Source organism: Bacillus sp. DX3.1 (assembly GCF_030292155.1).
Lineage (GTDB): Bacteria > Bacillota > Bacilli > Bacillales > Bacillaceae_G > Bacillus_A.
The window spans coordinates 4796365-4810351 of record NZ_CP128153.1; the positions used below are offsets into that span (position 1 = coordinate 4796365).

Annotated in this window: 11 protein-coding genes and 1 pseudogene; 2 read left to right on the forward strand and 10 right to left on the reverse strand. The window is 36.6% G+C overall.

Annotated features, from left to right (window positions below; all coding sequences use genetic code 11):
• Positions 1-30: 30 nt before the first annotated feature.
• From QRE67_RS24195 to QRE67_RS24230, 8 genes and pseudogenes are all read right to left on the reverse strand, one after another.
• On the reverse strand, positions 31-732 hold the full coding sequence (locus QRE67_RS24195) for a Crp/Fnr family transcriptional regulator (protein WP_286122692.1): 702 nt from the start codon (positions 730-732) through the stop codon (positions 31-33).
• A 237-nt stretch (positions 733-969) separates the two neighbouring features.
• Positions 970-1179 (reverse strand): heavy-metal-associated domain-containing protein, encoded by a 210-nt coding sequence (locus tag QRE67_RS24200; protein WP_286122693.1) that lies wholly within the window; start codon positions 1177-1179, stop codon positions 970-972.
• Entirely contained in the window at positions 1176-1442 is a 267-nt protein-coding gene (locus QRE67_RS24205; protein WP_286122694.1) for a flavodoxin domain-containing protein, read from the reverse strand. The genes QRE67_RS24200 and QRE67_RS24205 overlap by 4 nt, the downstream gene beginning before the upstream one ends.
• An 801-nt stretch (positions 1443-2243) precedes the next feature.
• Positions 2244-4139 (reverse strand): heavy metal translocating P-type ATPase, encoded by a 1896-nt coding sequence (locus QRE67_RS24210; RefSeq protein WP_286122695.1) that lies wholly within the window; start codon positions 4137-4139, stop codon positions 2244-2246.
• Positions 4140-5021: 882 nt separating this feature from the next.
• Positions 5022-6314, reverse strand: a complete 1293-nt coding sequence (locus tag QRE67_RS24215) for a C40 family peptidase (RefSeq protein WP_286122696.1) — start codon at positions 6312-6314, stop codon at positions 5022-5024.
• Positions 6315-6611: 297 nt separating this feature from the next.
• Complete coding sequence (locus tag QRE67_RS24220) at positions 6612-6926, reverse strand: winged helix-turn-helix transcriptional regulator (RefSeq protein WP_286122697.1); 315 nt, start codon at positions 6924-6926, stop codon at positions 6612-6614.
• A 170-nt stretch (positions 6927-7096) separates the two neighbouring features.
• Complete coding sequence (locus tag QRE67_RS24225; protein ID WP_286122698.1) at positions 7097-7939, reverse strand: DegV family protein; 843 nt, start codon at positions 7937-7939, stop codon at positions 7097-7099.
• A 184-nt stretch (positions 7940-8123) separates the two neighbouring features.
• Positions 8124-8399, reverse strand: a pseudogene (locus tag QRE67_RS24230) (zinc ribbon domain-containing protein); the annotation flags it as partial.
• 325 nt (positions 8400-8724) lie between these two features.
• Between QRE67_RS24230 and QRE67_RS24235 the strand changes: the two are divergent.
• Both QRE67_RS24235 and QRE67_RS24240 read left to right on the forward strand, forming a co-directional pair.
• Positions 8725-9366 carry a YigZ family protein gene (locus tag QRE67_RS24235; protein ID WP_286122699.1) on the forward strand — a complete coding sequence of 214 codons (642 nt, stop codon included), beginning with the start codon at positions 8725-8727 and terminating at the stop codon, positions 9364-9366.
• Positions 9367-9391: 25 nt separating this feature from the next.
• Positions 9392-10459 carry an LCP family protein gene (locus tag QRE67_RS24240; protein WP_286122700.1) on the forward strand — a complete coding sequence of 356 codons (1068 nt, stop codon included), beginning with the start codon at positions 9392-9394 and terminating at the stop codon, positions 10457-10459.
• A 115-nt stretch (positions 10460-10574) separates the two neighbouring features.
• Here the strand turns inward: QRE67_RS24240 and wecB are convergent, their stop codons facing one another.
• Both wecB and QRE67_RS24250 read right to left on the reverse strand, forming a co-directional pair.
• On the reverse strand, positions 10575-11690 hold the full coding sequence (gene wecB, locus QRE67_RS24245; protein ID WP_286122701.1) for a non-hydrolyzing UDP-N-acetylglucosamine 2-epimerase: 1116 nt from the start codon (positions 11688-11690) through the stop codon (positions 10575-10577).
• Between the two features lie 95 nt (positions 11691-11785).
• The gene (locus QRE67_RS24250) at positions 11786-13111 is read right to left on the reverse strand and encodes a UDP-glucose dehydrogenase family protein (RefSeq protein ID WP_286122702.1); all 1326 of its coding nucleotides are present in this window, start codon (positions 13109-13111) and stop codon (positions 11786-11788) included.
• Positions 13112-13987 lie beyond the last annotated feature (876 nt).

Consider the following 13987-nt stretch of genomic DNA (forward strand, 5'->3'; position numbering starts at 1 on the left):
AAGCTTTAGCTTTTATTATATTTTTGTCCCTCAGACAAGCAACAGTCCGTCTAAATCTAAAATTTCAAGTTTTTTATGTGCTTTCTGTTTGATATAACCTTGAATCTCAAGGTCAGACAACTTACGGCTAATGGTTTCAGGCGATGTTCCCAAATAAGAAGCTAAATCTTTTCTACTCATAGGCAGTGTAAACTCGTTTGATTGATCATCACTTAAACATTCGGCTAAGAAATGAGCCAACCGTGTTTCTACTTTCTCCGTCACGAATTTAGTCATTTGTTTTTCCGACTGTTCTAGTCGATTTGAAAATTCAGTTAGTATTTTTAATGAAATGGATGGGTATTTTAAAAGCAATTCTTGTAAGTCTGACTGCTTGATCATGCAAACATTGGTTTCTTCCATTGCTTCTGCAAATGATTCATAAAAATCCTTCTTAAATAAAGCAAGTTCTCCTGTGAACTCTCCTGGATTTAAAATTCGAACCAGCTGTTCTTTTCCTGATTCAGAAAGTCGATAAATCTTAATCTTTCCCTTACTTACAATATAAAGGGTGTCAGCTTGATCGCCTGCATGGTAAATGATTTCCCCTCTTTTGTACGAAATCGATTGAGCTGCTACCATAATCTCATCCATTTGTTCGCTTTCTAAATGATTAAATATTGGAACCAACGAAACACACCTATGATGACCACAATGAGCATTGTCATGGGTATGAATATTTTTTGTTTCCATAGTCACCTCTCCTTATTTTGAATGAATGCTGTCTGATTAATGTCGTCCTGTTTTTTACCTTCTTCTATCATTTCCTAGGTATAATTGTAACATCCCAAAATATAATTTTTTAAAATTGAAATCGCCCGCTTTTTCATGGTTGATTGCGTACTTCGCAACCTCTTCTAAAATCATGATATCCCCAGCAATTAAGAATCAGTCCAATTTAATCATATAACGCCTCACAGCGAGAAAATTTTAATCAAATATGCGAAATGCTAATTTTTGTATTTTATCGTCGATTTCCTCGGGTTGGATGATGTTTTCATTAAAGTTTATTTCCATTTTTCCGCTGCCTGATATAATCTTCACTTGTTCAACTCCGCAGTATTTTTTCATCTTTCTTTTTATTTTCCCGATGCATCCGATACAGGCAACATCGTTTAATGCCAATTGAATGGTACTCATTTAAGTGAAATACCTCCCATTCTTTCCACGAAGGATTGGCCGAACTGGATACTTTGTTCCTTCTCAGAATATGTTGGTGCAAGATCTATTTTCAACCCATCAAGGACCACTGCACCTAATTTAGCCAATTTATATGTTAAAGTATCGACTGCTCTCCCCCAATGTTCATAGGAAGAATCAGATGATCCAAAAGAAACAGCTATTTTTCCATTTAAATCTAAGCCGCTCATACTTACATAAATAATTAAACAAGTAGCATTCATGATAAAAACACCTCTTATTTTTTCTTTCATTTTAATTGAGAGTCCATCTCAATAACCTTGACCTACATCAAGAAAAGCAAAGAATTGGTGTCCATCACATCAATGAATTTTTAAAGAGGATAAAGTGAAACTTTAATCAGTGGAGGTTTTCTCCATCCCCCACTGATTATTAGTTGAACCAATCGGGCTTTTACGGGCAGTTTATCCCTCACCTAACTTCTTTGCTTCCGCTGAATTTTGAGGTGGGGGTATTACTGCCCGTTAATGCGGGATAAAATGGAGGTATCTCTTCCTTTTCCGCTACCTCTATCAAAATAAACTTTCAATTGTATATAAACCCATTTTGATTTTTCAACATATAGGCCGCGGCTATGGATAACAAAAGGGGACCTGCACTCGTTTCCTCTCTTTGTTTTCACTTGGCATGGGGCAGGAAAAGGATCTAACCGCTTCTACGCATGGCCGGATGCTCTCTCCCACCTAAAAAGAAAGGTTTTATGTCGGTTTTTTAATTTGTATTTATATATTTAGTTGAAACCCTTATAATCTGCCGTAACCTAAGAAATGTATGAGTCCTTTCACTTTTAAAATCCTATCTATATAAATCCATTTTGATTTTTCAACATATAGACCGCGGCTATGGATAACAAAAGGGGACCTGCACTCGTTTCCTCTCTTTGTTTTCACTTGGCATGGGGCAGGAAAAGGATCTGACCGCTTCTATTCATGGCCGAATGCTCTCTCCCACCTAAAAAGGAGGGCTTTATGTCGGTCTTTTAATTTGTATTTATATAATTTTGATTATGCATGTACAGCTTGTAATTCTATTTCTACTTTTGTGCTCTTATGATTAAATCTAACTAATCTCATCCCATTCAAAATAACAAGTAACACGCTGGCTTCGTGAATAAACATACCGAACGCTAAATGTACAGATCCATTTAATACACCAAGTAGTAAAACAAAGACAATTCCAACTGCGAAATACGTGTTTTGTTTCATGTTACGAATTGTTGCTTTTGATAGAGAGTAAGCATGCGAGAGTTGCGTAAGCTTATCGGCCATTAGAACGACGTCAGCAGTTTCCATTGAAATATCTGTACCACCTTCACCCATCGCTAAACCGATATCAGCTGTCGTAATCGCAGGTGCATCGTTAATTCCATCCCCAGCCATTGCCACGACAAGGCCTTTTTCCTTTAAATTTTTCACGTATTCTACTTTATCTTCTGGTAATAATTCTGCATGGTATTCATCTAATCTTAGTTTTTTTGCCACTAATTCAGCTGTATGTTGATTATCACCAGTCAACATAATGATTTTCTTAATACCATTTTTCCTCATTTCTGCTAGAGCTCTCGGTGCATCTTCACGGATCTGGTCAGCAATCGAGAACACGCCTGCAACTTTGCCGTCCACTGCTGCAAAAATAGCGGTGTTCCCAGCCTTTTCACGGTCGGCTGAATAATTCGCAATGACATTTGAAAGCCCAATGTTTTCACTGTTCAATAATTTACGGTTACCAATCACTAAGACATGGCCCTCAACTTTTGCACGAATTCCCTTTCCTTTAATGACTTCAGCAACTTCAGGCTCACTCGTAACGTTTAAGTTTCGCGCCTTCGCTTCCTTGACAATCGTTTGACCTAAATGATGCTCTGAAATAGTTTCAGCCTGCGCCACTAATCTTAGTAATTCATTAGCATCTATAGTTTCAAATGTTTTAATATCAGTAACCTCTGGTTTCCCTTTTGTTAAAGTACCTGTTTTATCAAAGACGAGTATGTCCACTTTCGAGAATTTATCCATGATTTCTCCGCCCTTAATCAGAACACCGTTTTTAGCTCCATTCCCAATTCCAGCAACGTTTGAAACTGGCGCTCCAATAACCAAGGCGCCCGGACAAGCAATTACAAGGAATGTGATGGCAATTTGAAGATCTCTTGTCAGGGCAAAGACTAGAATCGATAAGATAACAACCGCTGGTGTATAGATATTGGAAAATTTATTAAGAAATTTTTCCGTTTTTGATTTTGACTCTTGTGCTTCTTCCACTAATTCAATAATTTTTGCAAAAGTTGTATCATCGCCGACCTTTTCTGCGACCATTTCAATATAACCATTATCAACAAGCGTTCCACTAAAGACTTGATCATCTACCTTTTTCAATACAGGTACTGATTCACCTGTTACGGTTGCTTCATTTAATGATGCTTGACCAGATAAGACCCTTCCATCCACTGGAACCTTGCCGCCTGAGCGAATAACCACTCGGTCTCCTTCGACTACTTCTTCAATTGAAATCTTTATATGATTTCCATTACGGATAACGATGGCTTCTTGTGGGGCCATATCGATTAATTCCTTTAGAGATGAACGTGTTTTTTCCAATGTACGTGCTTCTAGATAATCCCCCAATAAGAATAGCAATGTAACAACTGCTGACTCTGTATACTCTTGAATATAAAGAGCACCAATTACTGCAATTGTTACCAATAGCTCAATACTAAAAGCTTTCATGCGTAATGATTGATAGGCCTTCATTGCAATCGGAATACCAGCGATTATCGTTCCAATGATTAGGATTATATTTTTGATATCACCATTTGCAATTGCTCCAGTAGCAAAACCAATTACGATTAAAATAAATGAAATCGCAGTAATATAATTTTTATTTTTATATATGGTTTCAATCATTTTTTCTCCCCCTTATTTATATAAATCCATTTTGATTTTTCGACATATAACCGCGGCTATGAATAACAAAAGGGGACCTGCACTCGTTTTCTCTCTTTGTTTTCACTATGTCTGGGCAGGAAAAGGATTTGACCGCTTCTATGCATGGCCGGATGCTCTCTCCCACCTTAAAAGAAGGGTTTTATGTCGGCTTTTTAATTTGTATTTATTTAGTCAATTTGTTTGATTGAACCGGGTACCAAGCTTGTCAGAATTTTTTCTAATTATTCTACAAATACCTTTGTTTCATCGAATTCGGCTGGGCCTTTCCTAATCTAGGAGAAACTTTGATCGATATGATTTCGTTTGATGCTTTAACTAATCATCAAATTTTTACCGCAACTAACACAACCAATTGTTACCAATTGAAAGAGTCCTTTCGCCAAATTGGTTATTTCTTTCTTTTGTTTTTTTATTTCTGCTCTTTATACTCCTATGATACGGTTCTTTCCTTTTAAAAGAGATGACCATCATCAAGTATTTTTATTTTCCTTTTCCAAGTTCTTGAACTATATGATACTAAATATGAGGGAAACGAAAGAAGCCTGGTGGGGGTCGATTGGAACGGTTTGATTTCTCTATTTCAGGAGAGAATCTGGATAAGTTACACTCTTTTTCTCTCTTTGTTTTCACTTGGCATGGGGCAGGAAAAGGATCTGACCGCTTCTATGCATGGCCGGATGCTCTCTCCCACCTAAAAAGAAGGGTTTTATGTCGGTTTTTTAATTTGTATTTATATATAATCTTTTCTATTCCGCTCGTAAAAAATCAAAAAAGCCGATAACCTACTATTAAAATAGTAAGCTATCGACTTTATACACATATTTTATTTAGTTAAAAATCTTATAATCTACCGTAACCTAAGAAATGCTTTTGGTTATAACTGCTGTTCAAGCTAGAGTATGCAATCCCTTTATCACCAGCGTGAATCATTTGTCCGTTACCAACATAAATGCCAATATGAGATGGACCTGCTTTATACGTACCTTGGAAGAATACTAAGTCTCCAGGTTGTGGGCTAGATAATTTTTGAACAGAATTCCAGTAACCCGCAACATCTTGACGGCCTACACCAAAGATGTAAGAAATGAAACCACTGCAGTCAAAACCACCGTTTGATGGGGATGCACTACCCCAAACATATGGCATACCAAGGTATTTTTGCGCTTTAGCAATTACACCGCCCTCTGCAGGCTTCGATGGTTCTGGTGTTGGCGCTGGTGCTGGCTTAGATTCTTCTTTTTCAGCTTGTCCACCACCATTATTTCCTGGAGCTGGAGCAGCTGGTTGTGGTGCCGGTGCTTCTTTTTCTTGTGCTGGTGCTGCTGGAGCAGCTGGTGCTTGCTCTGCTTGTTTCTGCGCTGCTGCTTCTTGTGCTGCTTTATCTTGCGCTTCTTTTTCAGCTAAGCTTTGTAAGTATAACGCTTGTTTTTCAAGCTCTTTTAATTGATTTTCTGTGCTTGTCATGCCGTTTACAACTGTATCCATCTTACCGCTTAAATCGTTTACTGCTGTTTGTTTTTTCGCTTTTTCAGCGTCAAGTTCTTTCTTAGCATCTTCGATTTTTGCTTGTGCTTCTTTTAATTCTTTTTGTTTTTCTTTTACAAGTTCAACATCTTTTTTCACGTTCGCTTGATCTTCTTGTTGTGTTTTCATGATATCTTCATCAGATTCAAGAATCTTAGAAATAGAAGTTAAACGATCTACCAAATCAGAAATGTTTTTAGAGCCTACAACAACTTCTGTTACAACATTCGTATTTGGTTGCTCTTGAAGTGCAACTAAACGTTTTCTTAAAAGCTCTTCACGCTTTGCAATTTTCGTTTGTAATTCTGCGATATCTTTATTTTTTGTATCGATTAATTTTTGTGTATCTTCAACTTTTTTTGTTGTGTCAGCAAGTTTCGATTCGTTCTCTTTAACAGACTTATCTAAACCTTCAACTGTTTTATTTAATTCGTTCATTTGTTTTTGAAGCTCATCACGTTCTTGTTGTTGTTTATGTAAAGTGTCATTTTGTGAGTTGATTTCTGTTTTTACGTCCTCAATCTTTTCCGCAAATACATTTGGTGTTACTACTGAAAACATCATAAATCCTGCCGCTAATGCGCAAGATGCGATTTTTAATTTTTTCATTTTGTTTTTTACACCGCTTTCTTTTTTTCTTTTCCGTCTTTATCTACTAAAATTTATACCATAATCCGGAAGGTTTTTTATCAATGTTACGCTTTTGTAAAATAAATGTAATATTACGCTTGTAACTTATTGGCACAATTCTAGCGATTTTGTTTTATTTTGTAGAATTCTAAGAAAATATCATGACTACTTTTCTTATCCCAAAGCTCTTTATGAATAAAAATATTTTTTATAGAAATGTCATTTCTTTGTTACACAAATAAAAAAGATGTAAGGAAACTTCCTCACACCTTTTCATTATTTCACCCATTTTTCAGCCCAATTTTGGACTTCATCCATAACACTTTCTAACGCTTTACCTTTATCTGTTAACCCGTATTCAATACGAACAGGCACTTCTGGATAAACCGAACGTACGACTACACCTTCACTCTCTAATTCCTTTAAACGCTCCGATAACATACGATCGCTCATATTTGGGATAATATCTGCAATTTCTCGAAATCGCTTCGGCTCTTCTAACAAAGATTTAATAATTAATCCCGTCCACTTTTTACTTAGAAGTGTAAAAGCCGATTCAAACTTTGGACATAAACAAGAATTATGCTCCATACGTTTCACCTCTCCTCTATTATAAAATAGTTTCTTATAAAAAGTAAGTAATAAAACTTTCCGTATGAAAGATTACGTACATTTTATCACTTCCAAATATTAACTTGTCAAATACACATACATCTATCTGTAAAAAAACTCTCTACAACAAGAGAGCTTTTACATTTCTATTATTTTGTATACCATCCTAAACCGAGTGCTCCCTCTCCTAAATGCGTTCCAATTACTGCACCAAAATAACTGATGCGAATTGTAACATGAGGGTACTTTTCTTGTAATTCTTGCTGCCATTCTTTTGCTTCCTCTTCACGATTCGCATGAATAATAACAGCCTCCATCGGTACACCTTTGCTTGCTTGCTCATCAAAAATTTCAACGATACGCTTCAATGCTTTTTTACGCGTACGAATTTTTTCAAACGGAATAATGATTTTATCTCTAAAATATAAGACTGGTTTCACTTGTAATAAACTGCCGATAAACGCCTGTGCACTATTTAAACGGCCTCCGCGCTGCAAATGATGCAAATCATCCACAACAAAATAAGCGTCCATTGTTTGTTTCATTTCATCAAATCGAGCTAAAATCTCTTCTGGCGTTTTCCCTTCGCTTGCCATTTTTGCACCTTCACGTACATAGAACCCTTGCACTTCACAACTAATTTCAGAATCATACGTATATACGTCTATTCCTTCAACCATTTGTCCAGCTGCCGTCGCTGTTTGATATGTACCGCTAATTCCACTTGAAAGATGGATACTAATAACAGCATCGTATTCTTTTGCTAGTTCTTCAAATTTCTCCACAAATTTTCCAATAGCTGGTTGAGAAGTCTTTGGAAGTTCTTCATGTTCACGCACTTTTACATAAAAATCATCCGCTGTAATTTCCGCTTCCTCTTGATAAGAATTTGTACCAAAAATAACATTTAATGGGATCATATATATATTAAGTGCTTCACGAATATGCTTTGGTATATATGCTGTACTATCAGTAACAATAGCTGTTCTCATTTTCGTACCTACCTTATAAAAAAGTTTTTATTATCCAATTGTACGTCAACTATCCCCGCTTAACAACTTTACAGTCTGTGTGAAGTGGGGGCTTGTGACTACCCAGTAGTACGAATGTCTTACGACTCCTACTTTAAATTTGTGTCACATCAAGGGCAGGTTGACAGCTACCCAACAAGAGAAGTCATGTTTCTTTCGTTACTGCAACAATGGACTCAATTCCTTTTCGTTGCAGATTCATGGCTCCAATTCTGTCATCATTAGATGTGTATTTACAGTTCTTGCAACAAAAAGTATGTGTTTTCCTACTGCAGTTCGCTTTCTCAGTGTGCCCACATTTCAGGCATGTTCGAGAAGTGTATTTTGGATCTACTGCAATTACTTTTGAACCTTCCATTAATGCCTTGTATGCAAGCATTTGACGCAGTTGGTAGAAAGACCAAGACACAGAGACATATCTTAAAAGGAGAGAAATGAAGGAGTTTTTGTTTTTGCTTTTGCTTACGCCAACGCACATTCCTTCCCCACCTAAAGCTGACACTACCGTACCTTCATGCTTTTGTGGAAAGGGTATCCTATGCGAAAAAGATGAAAATAGGAAAATCGTACATTAATGTATAAAAAATACCAATTTAAGATTATAATAAAAATTTCAATAATTTACAACAAAAAGATTAAATTTATAATAAAAATTGCTACATTTCTACAAAAAAGGTTTGAATCTGAAAACCAGCCCTTTTACAATAAAAAGTACTAGTCATTTTGGAAGATAGGGGCGTATACCATTGCTATTACAATATTTAACAATAAAAGGCTACGGTGAACACGAAATTATTATTCAAAAGTCACGGTTCATTTGCCATGTAAGCCGGGCTACAACAGAAGACGAAGCACAAGAATTTATTCAAAAGATAAAAAAGCAACACTGGAATGCAACGCATAACTGCTCTGCCTATTTAATTGGAGAACATGATCAAATCCAAAAGGCAAATGATGATGGTGAACCAAGTGGTACAGCCGGCGTACCGATTTTAGAAGTATTAAAAAAACGTCATCTAAAAGATACAGTTGTTGTGATCACACGTTATTTTGGCGGCATTAAACTTGGTGCTGGTGGTTTAATTCGCGCATATGGAAAATGTACAAGTGAAGGTGTAAATCACGTAGGTGTTGTGGAACGTAAGTTGATGCGTGTCATGAAGACTGAAGTAGATTATACATTACTTGGAAAAGTGGAAAACGAATTACGTCACTCCGCTTACGCACTTAAAGATATACATTACCTAGAAAACGTAACGTTTGACACCTATGTGGAAGAAGACAAAAAGCAAACATTCACAGAATGGATGATTGAACTAACAAATGGGAAATGTACAATTAAAGAAAACGACATGCTGTATTTAGAGCAGGATATAGCAAAACAATAATTTATAAAATTAAAGGAGATCATGTATGGATGAGCGTTATTATCATCTCCAAAAAAGAAGAGTTAAAAAGAAACGGAGACGCAAATTTTTCATCTTTCTCATTTTCGCTAGCCTGATTGGTAGCGGCGTACTCTATCTTTTTAATTCCTATTCTTCTCTTATGGAAATATATAGTGGATTTACTCGTGATAAGTCAAAATTACGTGCGGAAGATGTAGAAATTACAAAAGAACCTTTCAGTATACTCATTATGGGAATTGAAGATTATGCAACAGATGGACAAAATGGACGGACGGACTCCCTCATGATGGCAACAGTTAATCCGAAAACGAAAAACATTTCAATCATGAGTATTCCACGTGATTCCCGCGTTACCATTGCAGGAAAAAATCAAAAAGATAAAATAAACGCCGCACATGCTTACGGCGGGGAAAAAATGGCATTGGAAACTGTCGAAAACTTTTTACACGTGCCTGTAGATCATTATATTAAAATTGACTTCAAAGGCTTTAAAGGTATTGTCGATGCCGTTGGTGGCATTACTGTCGATGTTCCTTTCGATTTTTGGGAACGTTCTGATGTAGATTATTATAAACAAATCCACTTTAAACAAGGGAAGCAAGAGTTGAATGGCGAAGAAGCATTGGCCTACGTCCGCATGCGAAAACAAGATCCACAAGGAGATTATGGACGCGCTGCAAGACAACGACAAGCACTTGCTGCGGTGGCGCACAAATTAAACTCCGCTTCAACAGTCTTTAAAATTAAAGATTTAACAACCGTAGTCGGCAAATATGTAAAAACCGATATACCTGTATCTGATGGACTTGCATTATATAACAAGTTGTCCGGATTTGATCCTTCTAGCATACAAACAGTTAAATTAGAGGGTGAAGACAAAAAGCTAAACGATGTGTATTACTTTATTCCAGATGAAATGAGCCTACAAGCTGCTCGTCAAACATTTATGCAAAACTTAGGACAAGAACAATCAAACACAAATGAGAATACACCGAACTCATCTCATGAACAACAAGAAGAGCCATCATCTAACAGTACGAGTACAGAATGGAAAATGAAGACAGGTTCTTGAATAAAGTGAAACTTTAATCAGTAGGGGGATTACTGCCCGCAAATAGCGGGATAAAAAAAGAGCTGATTCTAGTACCAATATAGTGGTATTTGAATCAGCTCTTTTTGTTTGTTTTTTATTTATTGAAATACTGTAAGATCGCTTCAACAATACGCTCAGACGCATGACCGTCACCGTAAGGATTCGATGCCTGTGCCATTGTATCATGCGCTTCTTTGTCTGATAATAATTCATCTGCTAGCGTAAAGATTGTTTCTTCTTCTGTACCAGCTAGTTTTAATGTGCCAGCTTCAATACCTTCCGGACGTTCTGTCGTATTACGAAGAACAAGAACCGGTACACCAAGTGAAGGTGCTTCTTCTTGTACACCACCAGAGTCCGTTAACATTAAGTATGAACGTGCTGCAACGTTATGGAAATCAATTACATCAAGTGGTTCAATTAAATGAATGCGGTTATGATCCCCTAAAATCTCACTTGCTGTTTCACGAACAACAGGATTCATATGAACCGGATACACAACTTGCACATCTTCATGCTTTTCAACAAGACGTTTAATGGCACGGAACATATTACGCATTGGTTCACCTAAGTTTTCTCGGCGGTGCGCTGTCATTAATACAAGACGATCATTTCCAAGCTGCTCTAATACCGGATGACTATATTCTTCTTTTACTGTTGTTTTTAGCGCATCAATTGCTGTATTTCCTGTTACGAAAATACGTGCTTCATTTTTATTTTCTTGTTGTAAGTTCGTTGCTGATTTTGCTGTAGGAGAGAAATGAAGATCTGCCATTACACCTGTTAATTGGCGGTTCATTTCTTCCGGATATGGAGAATATTTATCCCATGTACGAAGCCCTGCTTCAACGTGACCAACAGGAATTTGATTGTAGAATGCAGCAAGACTCGCAATAAACGTCGTTGTTGTATCACCGTGCACAAGAACGATATCTGGTTTCGCTTCTTTCATTACTTTATCTAGACCTTCTAAACCACGTGTTGTAATATCGATTAATGTTTGACGATCTTTCATGATATTCAAATCAAAATCTGGCGTAACACCAAAAATTTCTAATACTTGGTCTAACATTTGGCGATGCTGTGCCGTTACTGTTACAATCGATTCGATTTGCTCTGGGTGTTTTTGCAACTCTAACACAAGGGGTGCCATCTTAATTGCTTCTGGGCGCGTCCCAAAAATTGTCATAACTTTCAAACGCTTTGTCATTTCATTGCCTCTTTTCTCTCACTAATTCACATATATGTTAGCATTATTACATTGCCATTATATATGAAAAGGTAAGATGATAAAAGGAATCATTCCTAATAGATAGTGGAAGTCTTCCTATTACGAATCCTTTTTCTTCCAACAGAATAATAATCCATTCCGTATTTCTCAGCATCTTTTAGGCTATAACAATTTCTCCCATCAAATATAATAGGTTCACGCATAAGCTTCACATACTTTTCTATAGGATACGTTCGTATATCCTCCCATTCGGTTACGATAAACGCCGCTTCCGCTCCTGTAATTGCCTCATCCATACAAGTTGTATATCGCACTTGCTTCGCAAACAACTGCTTCATATGAGGAATGGCCTGTGGATCATATACAATAACGTTAGCGCCTATCTTTAAAAGCTCCTTGATAATAAGAAGAGAAGGTGCTTCTCGTATATCATCTGTATTTGGTTTAAAAGCCGCTCCCAGCACCGCAATACGTTTCTCGTTTAAATTCATCATCTTTTTCGCTTTATTCACAAGCATCATTTGTTGCTTATTATTCACCTCAATGACTGCTTTTAGTAATTGAAAATCATGCGCAATATTCCCTGCGATTTGAACAAGAGCATTTGTATCCTTTGGAAAACACGAGCCGCCATAGCCAATACCGGCTTGTAAAAAATGTGGACCGATTCGCTTATCCCTTCCCATACCGGCCGCTACTTCTAACACGTCCGCTCCTACCTTTTCACATATATTTGAAATTTCATTTATAAAACTAATCTTTGTAGCTAAAAAAGCGTTTGAAGCATATTTTATCATTTCCGCACTTCGAATATCCGTAACAAACGTTTCAATCGCTAACTCTCTATATAAGTTCTCTACTTTCTTCGCAATTTCTGCTTTTTCGGCCCCAATCACAATACGGTCACCATGAAAAAAGTCATACACACCAGAACCTTCTCGTAAAAATTCCGGATTCGATACAATATGTATCCTGTGTTTTCGCTCTAACTTCTCCAAAATCCATTCCTTTATTTTGTCATTGGTCCCTACAGGAACAGTACTCTTCGTAATCACAATCACATCCGAATTTACATACGTTCCAATATCATGACACACATTACGAATATAAGTTAAATCTGCAGTTCCATCAGGCAATGAGGGCGTTCCTACTGCTACAAATAAGTAATCTACCCCTTCAAACGCCTGAGCTTGACTTGATGTGAATGTTAAAAGTTTCTTTTGAACAGCCTTATCTACTAATTGTTGTAGACCTGGCTCATAAATCGGTAATTCGCCTTGCATCATTCTTTCAATTTTCCCTTGATCAATATCAAAACAAGTAACTGGATGACCTAATGTCGCTAAACCTACGCCAGTGACTAATCCGACATACCCAGTACCTATAACGGTAATTTTCATACTTCACCTCTTATTTCTTAACTTTGCGTACAATCATAAAGTGAAACTGTGATTAATGGAGTTTTCTGCATCCCCCACTGAGAATTAGCCCTCACCTATCTTCTTTAGTTTCCTTAAAATCTTGAGGTGGGGTATTACTACCCGCGAATAGCGGGATAAAAAAGACTATCACTTCACATTTCCTGATTATGATTTATTAGGTTCGCATACACAATAGTTCATTCGCTTTCTCACTTCTTTATTATATGAAACGTCTTCTCTTTCTTTTTTTAAGATTTTGTAAAATAAAACTTTCCATATTTTAACGCGGAACATACGGATATGAACGTGCAACACTTATAATAAAGAAATCCGCTATCGTCCATACAATCTATAATCCCTGCTAGAAAAAACATTCAAATATAACTTTCAGCCCAGCACAGTAAGCCGTACTACACCTATATAAATCCATTTTGATTTTTCGACATATAGCTGCGGCTATATGGATAACAAAAGGTGACCTGCACTCACTTTCTCTCTTTGTTTTCACTATGTCTGGACAGGAAAAGGATCTGACCGCCTCTATGCATGGCCGGATGCTCTCTCCCACCTAAAAAGAAGGGTTTTATGTCGGGTTTTTAATTTGTATTTATATAAACAAAAAACAAATGATTTAAAGCAAAAAATCTTTACAACGTATATTGTAAAGATTTTGTAACCTTTTTATATGAATTAACATTCGTCATGGATTTGTCATATATTTTACCTATTTCCAATTACAGTGAAAAGAAAAAAAGATTGAATTCTAGTCTTTTTGTGATAACATATGTTTGAGTCAAAAAATAAACGTCATAATTTTCAATTAACTTTTAAAAATTTACGTTAAAATATAAAAGG